Raw genomic sequence first — 16,453 nt, 5'->3', positions numbered from 1 at the left:
AGATGCGGCAAATGGCTATGTTGATCAAAGCGTAGCACTAAGGCTGGCTAATATAAGAAGAGTTCGGCTGGTAGCTCGAATATGTTTCATAATTATCGTCATTTAGTTGTATTCATCTGCTCTTAAGTTTTCAAATTTAGCTTTTTTATAGTGAGCTTAAGAGCTTGTAATTTTGTGGGTACTTCGCTAATCACCTGTATGAAATACAAAAGAATGACGTGTAAAAATTAGAAATATTAACTATATTTTCACTATGTGACAGAGGATTAGCCTGTAAGCTTCATCACTCTTTTATAGAGAGCTTTCTATGCTATTTATCTATCGCGTTGATATAGATGGTATGGTATCATACAGCGATTTAAACTCATTATTTCAACCTCTTAAATTACGCGTAATGTATTTAAGAGATACTAAACGAATTCTAATTTGGTGATAGCAGTGAACAATGTATTAATATATTCATTTTATACGGATGATCAATATTATTCTAGAAAGAAAGATGAATTGGTGGCTAATTTAGATAGGCTTAATATTGAATATAAAGTTGACCTACTTAAAATACCCGAAGGTTTAGAGTGGAGTGATGTTTGTAGAAAGAAAATTGAAATGTTTCATCAAGCTTGTGTAGAAAATCCGGATAAAAAAGTATTTTGGATTGACGTTGATTGTCAAATTAATTACTTGCCTGAATACATCGCTAATTTTAGCTCAGATATTATAGGATTTGCCCGAGGATTCTCGTCACCAATGAGAACGGGGTACCACTTACGAAGCCGTTTCTGGGAACCGTGCTTTATCGGTGTAAATAATACACCCAATGCAAGACGTTTTATTAGCGATGCTCTAACTAAAGAAAAAGAGTTTGAAGGAAAAGCTACAGATGATTACTTCTTTGAGGAATCATGGCGCATGAACTGCGATTCTTTGAGTTATCAGATTATCCCTTCAAGAGAAAGAACAACTAGGGAAAATGTAGGATTCTTTAGTTTTGGCGCTTCTGGCAATGTAGAAAACTTTGTTGGTAAAGTTGCTCAACATGAAAAGATAGATAACAGCAAGAGTAAGAAACAAGCTCTGATCAAAACTTTGTCAAAGCTCGGGTTACTTAATTATACCCTGAAAGTTAAAAGGGCTATATCTGGTGGTGTTCAAGAGGCAGAAGTTCATGCTGAAAGGCTATCGGTAAAAAGTTTCAAGCATAAAGTCCTAGTTAGTGCTTTAAATAACAAAGTTGAGCAGATATCTGAACTGAAGAAAAAAAACATCATGGCTCAAGATTCGGTAAAGAACGAAATTCTTGCACAAGCAAGCTCGATTCTTGAGTATCAAAATTATGCTAATGAATCGAACCCTATCCCGCTATGTTGGTGGTTTGACCCGGCACCGGGTAATTTTGGTGATTGGCTAAGTCCTTATATTATAACTAGAATTTCTAAGCGCTCAGTAAAACTGATAACGCCAAATAAAATGAAATCGTTTGATAGCAAGAATATTGTATCGATTGGTTCAATAGCTAAATTTGCTAATAGCAGTTCTATTGTACTTGGTTCCGGTGTGAGTAGAAAAGAAACCGAGTTGAATAATGCTGCTGAGTATCTGATGCTTAGAGGGCCGATTACCCAAAAAGTGTTGGAGTCTAGTGAAGGAACGATGAAAAATGAAGTTTTTGGTGACCCAGCTATTGTTATGCCAAGAGTTTTCGAGTGTGAAAGAAGTTTTAATGGAAGGGTAGCATTAGTTCGTCACTTTTCTCACCTAGGTGTAAATATCACACTTTCTAACAATATGGATGAGCTTTCAATTTTAGCCTCTAGTTCAAGTGATATTGAGTCCTTTATATCTCAACTAAACAAATATGATTCGGTTATTACGAGTGCTATGCACTGTTATATTATATGCCAAGCTTATGGAATACCGGCTGCTTTAGTTAATTGGGAGTCTCATCGTGATGGTGTTGCTGGTGATGGGATGAAGTATATTGATTATGCACTAGGTGTTGGTGTTCAGGCTTTTGAACCAAAGATCATAGCTGAAGACTTTAATGTCATAGATGTTAATGCTTTGTTGAATCATGAGAGAGTATCTCAGGAAAAGATTAATGAGACATATTCATATTTGGTCACTGTACTTAACGAGATGAAAAATGATTTTTAAAGAAAATATTAGACTTAACAAGTCGGATTTTTTTTTCTTTATTAATAATATTAAAAACTACCTTGGTTTAGGTGGTGATAGCGTGTCTGTTTGGTATTTTACTAAAGTTAAAAATGTAGGGGACCTTGTTGGTCCCTATATAATTTCTAATATTTCAAAGAAGCCAATAAAGAAAAATATACTGGGTTTAAGAAAGCACTATTTATCTGTTGGTAGTATTTTAGAGCAAGCAACTAAAAATAGCACCATATGGGGGAGCGGTTTAATTAGCTCAAAGCAAAATGTTCAAGTTCAGATAAATAATGTATTGCTGGTTCGTGGTTATTTAACTAAAAATAAAATACTTAATGGTGAATTTGAGGATAAAATAGCCGTTGGTGATCCTGCCTTAGCCCTCCCTAGGTTTTATACCTCACCTTCTAAAAAGAAGTTTAAGATAGGTGTTATCCCTCATTATGTCGACTTTGATGATGTTACTAGATCAATTCAGTGTGATAGTACTATTGTTATCGATGTTCGTCAGGAGGTGGAAGATTTTATTGATGAACTGGTTTCTTGTGAATATATATTTTCTTCTTCTTTACACGGGTTGATTATAGCAGATGCTTACGGCGTTCCTAATAAGTGGATTAAGTTGTCAAACAAGTTAGATGGGGATGATTTTAAATTTTATGACTATTATTCTGTTTATCCTGGCAGGGTGGTATTACCCCTGGTTCTTAACTATGATAACTTGCACCATATAAATGATGCTTTTGATCTTTGTAGTTACCAGCAAGATGATTTATTAGTTGATAGTATATTAAGAAGCTTTGATTATGATTAGTGTGACAGTTGTTGTCCCTATTTACAATAAAGAAGCTTATATAAAGAGCCTTGTGGAAACGATAAATAGCCAATCCAAATTTCCTAGTGAGGTTATTTTTATAGATGATGCATCTACTGATAACTCATTGAAGATATTAAAATCTATGGATTTGGGGTGTAATTTTAGAATAATCGAAAATCGCGTGAATTTAGGTGTGTCGAAGAGCAGGAATATAGGCGTTTCTTTATCTAAAAATGAAATTATTTGCCTTCTTGATAGTGATGACTATTTTGAGGCTGATTACTTATGCTCTATGTATAAATCAATGTTAAAATTAAATTGTGACCTATTAGGTTCATCTTATGCTTTTGATGTTGATGGTGATGTGAAAACTGCAAAAACAATTGATTGCAATGTTAATGAGGTTAGACCTGTATCTTTAAAGGACTTTTATAAAGTCTCGCTGATATATAATCTACCTTTTACATGCTCTTCTGTTTTTTTAAATAGAGAAAAGTTTTTATCTCTAGGTGGATTCCCTTTAGGTATTGCGATGGGAGAAGACCAGGTCCTTTGGACCAAGTTTTTGACTGAAGGGAGGTGCTATTTTATGAATAAGTCCAAGGCATATTATAGATTGAATGTGGATAACTCTGCGTGTGACAAAAAACTTCCTGTTGGTTGGCTAGATTACCTTCCGCTGTTACAAAGAGAATCTTCAATATATTATGATTTATATATAATGAAGCTGGTTTTCTATCATGCAATATTTATTTTTGATAATAGGTTGAATGTAGATTACAAAGTTATAACTAAGTTAGTTAGTAGGTGGTATGTCCGTATACCTTTGATCCTGGGTGTTAAAGCACTAAGATTTTTTAAAAAAGGCTAGTTATTATGGATGCTATACTTGCAATGGTAAAATTGACTGCTTGTATTGTTCGGAGTATGAGTAATAGGTTTAAGTTGGTGTTTTCACTAATATTAATATATATGCTTGCTCTGCCAGTTTTTGAGTTGGCTATTTTTAATATTATTGCATCTATTCTTTCTGGTGGTGAAACAGAAAAATTATCTTCTTATTATTTGCTTTTTTTAATGGCTGCTATATATGCATTCAATGCTATTCTTAAATACTATACCAAGGTCGGGAAGGTTAAGTGTATAAATAGAATAGTCTCCTTAGCTGACAGTAATAGTGATTCTTTATTGAAGGGTAATATAAATTGGTTGAGAATGACATTTTTAGAGCTTTTCAATGCAATTAATTCACTTGGTCATATTGTTATAATATCTATATTGTCTTTTATGATAAACAATGCGTTCGGTGCTGTTCTTTTGCTTGGTGTTTTTTTGATATTCTATATTTTCAATCTAGAGTTGAAGAAGCAAATACATATTCAAAAAAAGATCAGATATAACGCGTCTCTTTTGAGTTATCAAAAGGGAGAGAATAATGTTTTGGCTCGGACTAAGGCTTCGGAAAAAATAACATTCATAATTAATTCACTTGTGGCTGTGCTTATTGCTGCTTTGTTCTTTTGTCATATCGAGGGATATGTAGACGCTAAAAACGGTTTGATATTGTTGTTTGTTATTCGTTTTATTAGCTCAAATTTATCTAATTTAGGGGCGTGCTTAATGAGATTTAGTCGGGGCTGGGTTAATGTTTTTGACAAGTATAACTTAGTTCTGGAGAAGCAGTTGTGAACCGTATTGTTTATGTTGCCAATGTTGATTGGTATTTCAAGCTCCATTGGCTAAATAGAGCTTTAGCAGCTAAGTCGAGTGGGTATGAGGTCATCTTAGTTACTAGCTTTACAAGTATTGAAAATCGAAATTATTTAGAAGGTCTAGGACTGAAGTGTATTCAATTGTCATTTTCTCGAAGTGGTATAAACCCCCTTTTTGAGTTGAATACCTTGTTAAAAACTTATAAAACTTTGAAAGCTTTGAAACCAAACTTAATACACTGCATTACAGTCAAACCTTCAATATATGGTGGATTGATTTCCAATGTTTTAAAGCTACCCTCGATTAAGAGCATCACAGGACTTGGTGCAGTTTTTTCGAGTCAATCGCCGTTATTTCGTTTATTACGTCCTTTGATTACTAGCCTTTATTATGCTGTGGGTCAATCAAATGCAGGGGCATTCATTTTTGAAAACAATTCCGATCGTAATGTTTTCAAAAACGCTGGGATAGGTAGGAAGCAGCCTTTAGTTCACATTGCTGGAGCTGGCGTAGATACATCCCATTTCTGCGGGCTATCTCTGCCTTTGGTTGGTGTGGGAAGTGACAGGCCCATGGTTGTTTTATTTGCTGCTCGGTTACTAAAAGATAAGGGACTCGATACTTTAATCTCTGCGGTCAGTACACTACGCAAGAGAGGTTTAACCATCGAACTTTGGGTTGCAGGTCTGTTTGATTTGGCGTCAAAAAACTCATACACAGAGAGTGATATCCAAAGTTTGGCGGCAAAAGGTGAGATAAAATGGCTAGGTGCAGTTTCCGGATCAGAAATGCCATCTATCTTAAATTCGGTAGATGTAGTTGCTCTGCCGACGCGTTATGGAGAAGGCATTCCAAGGATCTTAATTGAAGCCGGTGCGACAGCCAGGGTGGTAGTCGCGTCCGATGTTGCTGGATGTAATGAATTCATATCTGATAAGGTCAATGGACGGTTACTTAACCCTTCAATCATTGACGATTGGAGTCAATGTTTCATCGACATTGTTGAAGATCCGTTGAGTTACCAGGACTACGCCAAGTGTTTAGAGAGCGATGTTAAAGCTCAATATAGCGATAAAGTTGTGATCTCTAAGTTTCTCGATTTATACGATTTGCACTGTAGGAAATAGTTTTTTTAGCTTTGGACCCAATAAAATAGTGATAATGTTTTGAATTAGAGCTATATTTAGATTAACTTCATAAGTCTTTTACTTATTTGTTGAGTGTATAGCCTGTTGGAGCTTCTAATAGTATTCTTCGTATACAGTCGACATTAAAATCATGACAGCATTCGTCCAGTTCGTTCAATAGTATCTGCATTTCTGGCCAGCCAAGCTTGCTTTCCATCGCCGTCATGATTTTTTCGTGGCTAGTTCCTTCAACATTGTCACCAATTAGAAGCTCTTCATATAGCTTCTCTCCGGGCCTTAAACCTGTAAATTTGATTTCAACATCACCTTCATCCGAGCTTGAATTAAGGCTTTCCTTCATTCCCATTAAATGTACCATGCGTTTTGCAAGGTCTAGAATTTTAACGGGTTCGCCCATATCCAGTACGAAAACTTGGCCATTGTTTCCCATTGCGCCAGCCTGAATGACAAGCTGTGCAGCTTCTGGTATCAGCATAAAATAACGGATGATATCTGGATGAGTAACGGTAACAGGGCCGCCAGCTTTGATTTGCTTCTTAAAAAGTGGTACTACCGACCCGGAAGAGCCTAAAACATTACCAAACCTGACCATGGTAAAGACAGTATCTGTACCTTTATCTGCAAGTGCTTGAAGAACGAGTTCAGCCATCCGTTTGCTCGCACCCATTACATTCGTTGGTCTTACGGCTTTGTCGGTTGAAATTAGCGTGAAGTTCTTCACACCGCACTCGATAGCGGCTTGTGCGCAGGATAGTGTCCCAAATACATTATTACGAATCCCTTCAACAACATTATCCTCGACTAGGGGAACATGCTTGTATGCGGCAGCATGATACAGGGTCTCAATTTCATATGTATTAATGAGTTTTTCAAGACGGTTCTGTCTTTGGACTGAACCTAGAGCGGCAATTATCTGAGTTTGGCTCTTTAAGTTTTTCTTTGTAGAAAGTAGTTCTTGTTCAATTTTGTATAGGTTGTACTCATTGAGTTCGAATAGAACTAATATTTTAGGTTGCTGCGCCAAGATTTGACGACACAGCTCTGAACCAATGGAGCCACCGGCACCGGTCACCATGACACACTTGTTATGAATATTCTTTGCCAGCAATTCACTGTCAGGTGTGATAGGCGCTCTTCCCAAGAGATCAGCTACGTCGAGATCTTTGATTTCTGTCGCAGTCGCTTTACCTGCTGCTATGTCCTCTACCGATGGGACGGACTGAATAGCAATAGGCCAATCAGATAATTTTTCAACGAGTCTTAACCGTTTACCTTTATTAATATTATTAATAGCCAGTAATAGCTTTACTGGTTGATAAAGAGATTGAAGGTGCTCAAATTCATTGGGATGATGGACTTTTAACCCAAATAAAATGTTACCTCTTTTACTTGGGTCGTCGTCTAGTAGGATAACTGGGTTATATTCATCACCTTGTATTAGCGCATATACAAGTTCTCGGCCAGTAGCTCCTGCACCGTAGATAAATACATTTGGTTTTTTGCGCTTGATCATCTGATCATAGACAGAGCGGATCATGATTCTTGGTCCACCTAACGTAAGAATCGCTAATCCAGCGTAGATAAATGGAACGCTCCTTGGGATAAAAGTATGAAAAAAGAATCCGCTTATAACTAGTGTGAGAGATGAGATAAAGACAGCAAGAAATATGTTCCCGACAGCTGGAAACATCATGTAGCGCAGTACCGCTCGATACATGCCAAGTTTTGCGAACGTGAATACGGTGACTGAAATTGTCAGAAGTAATGTTACCCACTCATCTAAACCTAGCTCGAAAGTGTATGTACCTAACCTTAAAGCGATCGCTAAATAAATGGAGATAACTATTGCGAATATGTCGTAACCAATACTGATTAAGCGTTTGTTCTTTCGCTTGGTGTTGAGAATAGCTCGTATCGGCTTGATCATTATATTCCTTGTTAATTTCTAATTCAGTTTATTATCTGTAGCTAGATGATCGTATATTTAAGATATTTTAATGCTCTTAAGTTCGGTAAGCTAGTTGTAATTTATTGTTATGTGCCACTCGGTACCTTTACTGTCAATCTTGTTTGTTATTTGTTCTACATTTAGGCTTTTTGCATTATGAAAATTTTGGTCACAGGTAGCAATGGTTTTGTCGGCTCTAGAGTCGTTGATTTAGCTAGAGAGCGTTACTGGGAAGTCATTCCGGTTGTGCGTAAGCAAATAGAGCCACTAATTAATAGCTTGGTTGTTACTTCCATTGATGCTTCTACCGATTGGTCTGGTGCATTCGAGAATATGGATTGTATTGTTCATTGTGCTGCTCGAGTGCATCAAATGAATGAGAGTGAGCAAGATGCCTTAACTGCTTACCGAGAGACAAACACGCTTGGTACTTTGAACCTCGCGAGGCAAGCCGCTGAAGCGGGCGTTAAAAGGTTTGTATTTGTTAGCTCTATTAAAGTTAATGGTGAATTTAGTGAGCCCAATTTACCCTTTGAACCGAATTTAAAGAATACTCCGCAAGACCCTTATGGCTTGAGCAAGTATGACGCCGAAGTTGAGTTGGTTAAGCTTTCAAAAGAGACAGGGCTAGAAGTGGTCATCATCAGGCCACCATTAGTTTATGGGCCTGGCGTAAAAGCGAACTTCCTATCAATGATGCGTATGATTGAAAAAGGCATCCCGTTACCGTTTGGGGCTATAAAAAACCAAAGAAGTTTGGTTTATTTGGATAATTTATCTGATTTGATACTGACGTGTTGCGATCATCCTTTAGCTCCAGGGCATACATTCTTAGCTTCTGATGATCAGGATGTATCGACAACTCAATTAATGCGAACAATTGCTCTATCTATGGGTAAATCACCGCGATTAATTCCAATCCCAATGTCATTGATACAAGCCGGAGCGTTAGCTTTAAATAAAAAGCACATAGCGCAAAGAATATGCAGCAACCTCCAAGTGGAGATAGGTTTGACGAAAGAGATCTTGGGATGGAAACCTTCTGTAAGTTTTGAGCAAGGGATAAAAAGAACAGTAGAAGCTTACTTGAAGTCGCATTGATTGTGGTATAAATGCGTTTTAGGTAGCTTATGGTTTTCTTATCCATAAATTTTTCAGGTATCCTTTATTGACTCGTGGTGATTATAGCGCCCGCGTTTTCAATCTGAATTTGATAGGACACATATTTTGACCCGTTTATTGGACTTCTTTTTTGCTTTCTTTGGTCTGTTGTTCCTATGGCCAGTATTTCTCGTTATTTGTATCCTTGGTTACTTTGATACTGGGTCGCCTGTCTTTTTTCAAACGCGTGTAGGTCGTAACAAAAAACCTTTCACCTTGGTTAAGTTCCGCACAATGCCTGTGGAGACAAAGTCTGTAGCGACTCATTTAGTTGGAGCGAGTTCAGTGACTAAGCTCGGTGGATTCTTGCGTAAGACCAAGCTTGATGAACTGCCTCAACTATACAATGTTTTGACAGGTGACATGAGTTTGGTTGGCCCAAGACCTTGCCTGTTCAATCAGCAAGATTTGATTCAAGAGCGACAAATGCGAAATGTCTTTAATGTTCGCCCAGGGATCACTGGATTGGCGCAAATAAATGAGATTGATATGTCAACTCCTAAGTTATTAGCTGAGTGGGATGAACGAATGATTAAGACGATAACGATTAAGAGTTATTTTAGCTATATAGTACAAACAGTAGCCGGAAAGGGTGCGGGAGATAGAGTTTAGGATGCTAATTTAGATGGTTTATTGATAAAAATCAGCCTCAATATGTGAGGCTGAACCAGTATAGTTATTTTAAGTGTCTGTAATATTTACAAAATCTGCTTCAACACTCGATCCGCTTTTACTCGCGTGACCTTGCGCATTAACTTCTGTACTACCTCAGGGTAGTCTTCTAGCTTCTCCAGCTGCTTATAAGTACAAATTAGCTGGGTGTTTTGTAGAATGTTCTCTACTTCGTGCTCAAATTTTTCAGTCAAATGGTCGTAATGATCTTGCACCAGTAGGGCGTTTTCTAAATCTAACTTCCAAGCGCGGGGGTTGAGGTTATTGCCGGTGAGCAGCATATAACGCTTATCCACCCAAATACCTTTTAAGTGGAAGCTATTGGCATCGTGTTTCCACAAGTGGATCGAAAGTTGTCGGCTGGCGATGTGCGCCTCGTTCGCTTTGGCAAACTGGCGTAAGTTACGCTCGTACAGATACGGTAAGCCGCCAATGGTTTTGAACTCTTGCTCTGGCGCGATGTAAAAGTCATTCGCGGTTTTATCGCCCACCACAATAGTTACTTTTACGCCGCGTTTAATTGCGCGTTTGATCTCTTTCGCCACGCTGCGTGGGAAATTGAAGTAAGGGGTACAAATGAAAATTTCATCTTTCGCCAAAGCCACCAATTGATTGATACTTTGATTGAGGCGGTTACGCTTTTTACCTACCCCAACCAATGGCGTGACGGCGACCTGCTCAGTCGAGATCTCTTGGCTATCGAATTGATAAGCCGCCTTCGCCAGTGATGCACGCAGCTGGCGAATGCTGGTCTTAATCTCTTTGGTGTCTGGCTTTTTAGGGCAAGAAAGAACATTAACTGCTGGGTGAGCAATCATTTCTTCTTGCACAAAAGAGACCATGGTGTCCGCTAGGGTTGGGTTGGTCAGCATGTGGTAGCGGTCAAAACGGTACTTATCGTTATAATTGAGATAAATGTTGTTTAAGCTTGCGCCGCTGTAGATCACCGTATCATCGATGATAAAACCTTTCAGGTGCAGTACACCAAACACTTCTCGGCCTCGAACCGGTACACCATAAACGGGCACCTTGTGTTCGTATTGCTCGGAGAACGCTTTATACATACACGCGTTGGTTTTACTCGCTTCTGCACCAATTAAGCCGCGTTGAGCGCGATGCCAATCTACACAGACGTTAATATCTAAGCCCGGGTTTCTTTGCTTCGCTTGATAGAGTTCACTTAAGATCTCTCGTCCTGCTTCATCATCTTCCAGATACAGTGCGACCAAGTAAATACGCTTACTGGCTTCACGAATCGCTTGAATTAATCGGGTGCGAAAATCTTGCGCCGCGTAAAGAACCTCAAACTGAGCAGGATCCTGGGCGATAGTCGGGAGATGCTGCAAAGAATACCTATTAGCAATCATAGTGAACGAGTAACCTCAAAAATGGCGACAAAAGCGTCGGCCAAACAAGCTGAAGATGAATATTAGCAAATCTCACTAAGCAAGTACTAGTAATGACGCAGACTTCATAACAAAACCGTTTGATAATGCATCGGAATGAGCGCTTTGCCGCTTGCGCTGTAGCGTTCAAATAACTGCTTTAAACTTGCTGGCAACGCGGATGGTTCTACAGTGGCAAAGTCGTGCTGCTGATAGAATGCTTCAAGATGCGGATAGGCAAAGCAGTAGGTATTGTCATCACAGTTTGCGTGCTGGCAATGTAATAACAATGCATGGGCAATGTTTTTTCCGCGCTGTTCCGGAACCACGAGCATGCCGGTGAGAAGCTGATATTGCTCTATTGGCCTAAAGCGCACCACGCCAACCAGTTGTTGTTCATTATAAGCAACGATGGTTTGTTCGTTTTTTTTCGCTTTACCTGAAGGGTAGTGGGCTTTGTATAAACGCGACACCAGTGGCAGTTTTATTGGGTCAAGCGTTTCTATTCTTAGCGCATTCATTCTCTATCCACCGATATCTATGTAGAATGGCGGCAGTGTAAATGACTTAACTTACCTGATGCAAACGAATCCCATGCAAATACAAACGAATGCCAGTCTACGTCCACATCATACTTTTGCTATTGAACAATCGTGTGAGGTACTTGTTGAGGTCTCTTCTAGCAAAGATATTCAGCAGGTATACCAAAATCCATTATGGTCAACATTACCAAAGTTGATGTTAGGTAAGGGCAGTAACATGCTTTTTACGGAGCATTTTTCAGGTGTAGTCATGATCAACCGCTTACAAGGTATTGAAGTGGTGGAATCTGACACAGCTTGGCATTTGCATGTGGCTGGCGGTGAGGATTGGCCTAACTTTGTCAAATGGTCGGTTGAGCAGGGCTACGCAGGGTTAGAAAACCTAGCATTAATTCCCGGCTGTGTCGGCTCGGCACCGATTCAAAATATCGGCGCGTATGGTAAAGAGCTGAAAGATGTCTGTGAATATGTTGATGTACTGGATCTCGATGGCTTTACGACTCGCCGTTTAACCGCAGATGAATGCGAGTTCGGTTACCGAGATTCCATCTTCAAACGCCAACTGTTTGAAAAGGTCATCATCGTTGCGGTTGGGATCAAGCTTGATAAAGCGTGGCAACCGCAAATTGAATATGGGCCACTGAGAGCCTTTTCTGCTGAAACCGTCACCGCACAACAAATTTTTGACCAAGTCTGCGCGGTGCGTAATGAAAAACTGCCAAATCCTGCAGTGACGGGCAATGCCGGCAGTTTTTTCAAAAACCCAGTGATGAGTAAAGAGCAATATCAAACGCTACTGGAAGCCGTCCCAGATGTCGTCGCCTTTGAAGTTGATGAAGGGGTTAAGTTAGCGGCGGGCTGGCTAATCGATCAGTGTGGCTTAAAAGGGTTTGAGCAAGGTGGTGCTCAAGTGCATCCAAATCAAGCGTTGGTGCTAGTAAATAAGCATCAAGCGACGGCGCAAGATGTGATCCTGTTAGCGGACCATATTCGCCAAACGGTTTGGAAAAAATATGGGGTTGAACTGGAACATGAGGTGCGCTTTATGGGCTCGCGATGTGAAACCAATCTGGTTGAACTAAGGGGCTCGCTTGTACAAGGTGAAGCGTCATGAAAGAGCATGCAATCAAGCTCAATATTTTAAAGCAACTGGCTGACGGTAGTTTTCACTCAGGTGAAGCGCTGGGTGAAATGTTGGGGATCTCGCGCGCGGCGGTAAGTAAGCATGTCAAAGGCATTCAAGCGTGGGGCGTAGATGTTTTTAGTGTCCAAGGTAAGGGCTATAAACTCTCTGAGCCAATGCAATTGCTCAACCAAGCATGGCTTCAATCCCATGTTGAGTCGCCAATCGAATTAATGCCGGTGATTGATTCGACCAATCAGTATTTGTTAGATCGTATTCATACTCTTGAATCGGGCGCAGTGTGTCTTGCCGAATATCAATCCAAAGGGCGTGGACGTCGCGGCCGTGAGTGGGTATCGCCATTTGGTAGTAACCTCTATCTTTCGATGTATTGGCGTTTAGAGTCAGGTATGGCGGGTGCGATGGGGCTCAGTTTGGTGGTTGGTGTTGCCATTGTTGAAGCGCTAGAAAAGCTAGGTATTGAAGGCATCAAGCTAAAATGGCCGAATGACCTTTACCACCAAGACAAAAAGTTGGCCGGTATTTTGGTTGAAATGTCAGGCCAAGCAGGTGCAGCCGCGCACCTTGTAATTGGTATGGGCATGAATCTGATGATGGCTAATCAGTCTAGCGGTGCGACTCAAGATATCACCCAACCATGGACGTGTTTGTCTGATGTGACGCAAGGTGCCATCGACAGAAACCAATTGGCGGCGACATTAATCAATACGTTGCAAAATGCGCTAAGTGAATACGAAATCACCGGCATGCATGGCTTTGTTGAGCGCTGGAATCGACTTGATAACTTTTTAGATCGTGAAATTAAGCTCATTATGGGCAATCGAGAGGTCGTGGGTATCTCTCGTGGTATCAATGAGCAAGGCGCAGTGTTGATTGATACCGCACAAGGATTAGAAACGTACATTGGCGGTGAAATTTCACTGCGAGGTGTGTCATAGCGAGTTGAATATTTAATATTCTAGCATAAAAGTATGATCTAAAAAGAAGACGCCTTATTACATCTCAATCTCATTTATGAGCTAGGCTCAATAGTATATGAGTGATAGAAAGTAATGAGGTTGCGATGAATCGATCAGCGCAGAAGTTACCGTCGTTTGATGAGTTGGTAAAGCTAGCTTTAGAAGATGAAGCCGCGTTTGAGCAACTCAAACGAGAAAAATGCGAAGAGATGATCCAGTCCGCCTCAATCGATATGCAGCCAAGGCTTTGGGCTCAGCAAAGCCACATTGATCGCGTGGTCGGCCAGTGCAAAAATCCCAATCATGTCAATGTAGTGTTGATGCAAGAGTTAGTAAAACAAGTGCAAAAATTTCAAGCTGCTTTGCAAGGTGGTGACGCTTCACTGGTTTCTGCTCGCAATGACAATATTAACGGTGATAAAACAAACGTTGTTTCTATCTCGAAGCGCCATCCAGATTGGCGTTAATCGCAAGCAATTTGTTCTAAGGGCTCTTTCGAGCCCTTTTTGTTGTCTGCTTCACAAAAAAATACCCTCTCTGCCCTTGGTATTGCTGCACTTGCCCACATATCGTTATCACAAGGCTTTGAATCCTCTTCAAAGTAATTATCAAATCACATGAAAATTTCAGGAGAGACGACCGATGAACATTCGTCCATTACACGACCGAGTTATTGTAGAGCGCCAAGAAGTTGAATCTAAATCTGTTGGTGGCATTGTATTAACGGGTTCTGCTGCGGAAAAATCAACGCGCGGCGTTATTCTAGCTGTTGGCAAAGGCCGCATCTTAGAAAACGGCACAGTGTTACCGTTGGACGTAAAAGTGGGTGATGCGGTTATCTTCGCTGAAGGCTACGGTACGAAGACTGAAAAGATCGATGGCAAAGAAGTGTTGATCATGTCTGAAAACGACATCATGGCAATTGTTGAATAATAGCAATCGTTGAGTAATTAACTCAGATAAAAAATACCCTAATGATTTGGTTTGTCACGTCGACGAATACCATTCAATACCACTGAACATTCAAATCGGTCAGGGAAAAGAATTTAGAAAAGGAAACTAAAGATGGCTGCTAAAGACGTTAAATTTGGTAATGACGCACGTATTAAAATGCTAGAAGGTGTCAACATTCTAGCTGACGCAGTAAAAGTAACACTGGGCCCTAAAGGCCGTAACGTAGTACTAGACAAATCATTTGGTTCACCAGTGATCACCAAAGACGGTGTATCTGTTGCGCGTGAAATTGAATTGGAAGATAAATTCCAAAACATGGGCGCACAAATGGTGAAAGAAGTCGCTTCTAAAGCAAACGATGCGGCGGGTGACGGTACGACAACAGCAACGGTACTTGCTCAAGCGATCATCGCTGAAGGCCTAAAGGCGGTTGCTGCGGGCATGAACCCAATGGATCTTAAGCGCGGCATCGACAAAGCGGTTATCGCCGCGGTAGAGCAACTGAAAGAACTGTCAGTTGAATGTAACGATACTAAAGCGATCGCTCAAGTGGGTACCATCTCTGCAAACTCAGACTCAACCGTGGGCAACATCATTGCAGAAGCAATGGAAAAAGTAGGCCGTGATGGCGTAATCACAGTCGAAGAAGGCCAAGCACTGCAAGATGAGCTCGATGTAGTTGAAGGTATGCAGTTTGATCGTGGTTACCTATCGCCTTACTTCATCAACAACCAAGAAGCGGGTTCGGTTGATCTAGAAAGCCCATTCGTATTACTTGTTGATAAGAAAGTCTCAAACATTCGTGAACTCCTACCAACACTTGAAGCGGTAGCAAAAGCCTCTCGTCCACTGCTTATCATTGCAGAAGACGTTGAAGGCGAAGCGCTAGCAACATTGGTTGTGAACAACATGCGTGGCATCGTGAAAGTGGCAGCGGTTAAAGCGCCTGGTTTTGGTGACCGTCGTAAAGCAATGCTGCAAGATATCGCTATCCTAACCGGCGGTACGGTGATTTCAGAAGAAATCGGTCTAGATCTTGAAAAAGTAACGCTAGAAGATCTTGGTCAAGCGAAGCGCATTGCGATCACCAAAGAAAACACCACCATCATCGATGGCGCGGGTGAAGAAACAATGATCCAAGGTCGCGTAACGCAAATTCGTCAACAGATCGAAGATGCAACGTCTGACTACGACAAAGAAAAACTTCAAGAGCGTGTAGCGAAATTAGCTGGCGGTGTTGCGGTGATTAAAGTTGGCGCAGCAACTGAAGTTGAAATGAAAGAGAAGAAAGACCGCGTAGAAGATGCATTGCATGCAACTCGCGCTGCGGTTGAAGAAGGTGTGGTTGCAGGTGGTGGCGTAGCGCTAATTCGCGCGGCATCAAAAGTGGCGAACCTGACGGGTGACAACGAAGAACAAAACGTAGGTATCCGCGTTGCTCTACGTGCAATGGAAGCGCCGATTCGTCAAATCACCAAAAACGCAGGTGATGAAGAATCAGTGGTTGCGAACAATGTACGTGCAGGCGAAGGTAACTACGGTTACAACGCGGCAACGGGCGAGTACGGCGATATGATCGAAATGGGTATCTTAGACCCAACGAAAGTAACGCGTTCTGCGCTTCAGTTTGCAGCTTCGGTTGCAGGCTTGATGATCACCACAGAAGCGATGGTGACGGATAAGCCACAGAAAGAAAGCGCTGGCATGCCTGATATGGGTGGCATGGGCGGAATGGGTGGTATGGGCGGCATGATGTGATCATCGCCTTCACTACTTTATAGTGACTTTGATAAAACGGTTGAAGGTGATCGGAGATACGCATACACTCCACGCCTTCAACTGAA

15 protein-coding genes are annotated in these 16,453 nt (G+C 40.8%); 12 read left to right on the top strand and 3 right to left on the bottom strand.

From position 1 onward, the window contains the following. Positions 1-438: 438 nt before the first annotated feature. The 5 genes from OJ16_RS02770 to OJ16_RS02750 are packed head-to-tail and all read left to right on the top strand — an operon-like array spanning position 439 to position 5,823. Positions 439-2,154 (top strand): polysaccharide pyruvyl transferase family protein, encoded by a 1,716-nt coding sequence (locus OJ16_RS02770; RefSeq protein ID WP_152613813.1) that lies wholly within the window; start codon positions 439-441, stop codon positions 2,152-2,154. Further along, positions 2,144-2,980 carry a polysaccharide pyruvyl transferase family protein gene (locus OJ16_RS02765; protein WP_040987226.1) on the top strand — a complete coding sequence of 279 codons (837 nt, stop codon included), beginning with the start codon at positions 2,144-2,146 and terminating at the stop codon, positions 2,978-2,980. Before OJ16_RS02770 ends, OJ16_RS02765 begins: the two co-directional genes overlap by 11 nt. Then, complete coding sequence (locus OJ16_RS02760; RefSeq protein ID WP_040987224.1) at positions 2,973-3,854, top strand: glycosyltransferase family 2 protein; 882 nt, start codon at positions 2,973-2,975, stop codon at positions 3,852-3,854. The genes OJ16_RS02765 and OJ16_RS02760 overlap by 8 nt, the downstream gene beginning before the upstream one ends. 5 nt (positions 3,855-3,859) lie before the next feature. Then, positions 3,860-4,672, top strand: a complete 813-nt coding sequence (locus tag OJ16_RS02755) for a hypothetical protein (RefSeq protein WP_040987222.1) — start codon at positions 3,860-3,862, stop codon at positions 4,670-4,672. Next, a complete protein-coding gene (locus OJ16_RS02750) occupies positions 4,669-5,823 on the top strand; it encodes a glycosyltransferase family 4 protein (RefSeq protein ID WP_040987221.1) in 1,155 nt (384 codons plus the stop codon). Before OJ16_RS02755 ends, OJ16_RS02750 begins: the two co-directional genes overlap by 4 nt. Before the next feature lie 82 nt (positions 5,824-5,905). Here the strand turns inward: OJ16_RS02750 and OJ16_RS02745 are convergent, their stop codons facing one another. Beyond that, complete coding sequence (locus OJ16_RS02745) at positions 5,906-7,771, bottom strand: nucleoside-diphosphate sugar epimerase/dehydratase (protein WP_040987219.1); 1,866 nt, start codon at positions 7,769-7,771, stop codon at positions 5,906-5,908. 177 nt (positions 7,772-7,948) lie between these two features. Between OJ16_RS02745 and OJ16_RS02740 the strand changes: the two genes are divergently transcribed. Together OJ16_RS02740 and OJ16_RS02735 are read left to right on the top strand one after the other, a co-directional pair. After that, positions 7,949-8,893, top strand: coding sequence for a UDP-glucose 4-epimerase family protein (locus OJ16_RS02740; protein WP_040987217.1), 945 nt, complete (start codon positions 7,949-7,951; stop codon positions 8,891-8,893). A gap of 123 nt (positions 8,894-9,016) precedes the next feature. After that, on the top strand, positions 9,017-9,565 hold the full coding sequence (locus tag OJ16_RS02735) for a sugar transferase (RefSeq protein ID WP_173424995.1): 549 nt from the start codon (positions 9,017-9,019) through the stop codon (positions 9,563-9,565). A gap of 86 nt (positions 9,566-9,651) precedes the next feature. Here OJ16_RS02735 and pssA read toward each other — a convergent pair whose 3' ends face one another. Next, positions 9,652-10,992, bottom strand: a complete 1,341-nt coding sequence (gene pssA, locus OJ16_RS02730; RefSeq protein ID WP_040987213.1) for a CDP-diacylglycerol--serine O-phosphatidyltransferase — start codon at positions 10,990-10,992, stop codon at positions 9,652-9,654. Positions 10,993-11,096: 104 nt separating this feature from the next. Then, entirely contained in the window at positions 11,097-11,531 is a 435-nt protein-coding gene (locus tag OJ16_RS02725; RefSeq protein ID WP_040987211.1) for a GNAT family N-acetyltransferase, read from the bottom strand. A gap of 73 nt (positions 11,532-11,604) precedes the next feature. Here OJ16_RS02725 and murB point away from each other — a divergent pair, with 73 nt between their 5' ends. The 5 genes from murB (at position 11,605) to groL (ending at position 16,367) form a co-directional block, all read left to right on the top strand. Further along, the gene (murB, locus tag OJ16_RS02720; RefSeq protein WP_040987209.1) at positions 11,605-12,666 is read left to right on the top strand and encodes a UDP-N-acetylmuramate dehydrogenase; all 1,062 of its coding nucleotides are present in this window, start codon (positions 11,605-11,607) and stop codon (positions 12,664-12,666) included. Then, the gene (birA, locus tag OJ16_RS02715) at positions 12,663-13,634 is read left to right on the top strand and encodes a bifunctional biotin--[acetyl-CoA-carboxylase] ligase/biotin operon repressor BirA (protein WP_040987207.1); all 972 of its coding nucleotides are present in this window, start codon (positions 12,663-12,665) and stop codon (positions 13,632-13,634) included. The genes murB and birA overlap by 4 nt, the downstream gene beginning before the upstream one ends. A 125-nt stretch (positions 13,635-13,759) precedes the next feature. Then, entirely contained in the window at positions 13,760-14,122 is a 363-nt protein-coding gene (locus tag OJ16_RS02710) for a DUF3135 domain-containing protein (protein ID WP_040987205.1), read from the top strand. A gap of 175 nt (positions 14,123-14,297) precedes the next feature. Next, the gene (locus OJ16_RS02705; RefSeq protein WP_040987203.1) at positions 14,298-14,588 is read left to right on the top strand and encodes a co-chaperone GroES; all 291 of its coding nucleotides are present in this window, start codon (positions 14,298-14,300) and stop codon (positions 14,586-14,588) included. A gap of 132 nt (positions 14,589-14,720) precedes the next feature. Beyond that, positions 14,721-16,367 (top strand): chaperonin GroEL, encoded by a 1,647-nt coding sequence (gene groL, locus OJ16_RS02700; RefSeq protein ID WP_040987201.1) that lies wholly within the window; start codon positions 14,721-14,723, stop codon positions 16,365-16,367. Positions 16,368-16,453: the final 86 nt, after the last annotated feature.

Source organism: Vibrio renipiscarius (genome assembly GCF_000827885.1).
GTDB lineage: Bacteria > Pseudomonadota > Gammaproteobacteria > Enterobacterales > Vibrionaceae > Vibrio > Vibrio renipiscarius.
Note: the sequence above shows the minus strand (reverse complement) of the source record. Positions and strands in the feature narration are given on the sequence as shown.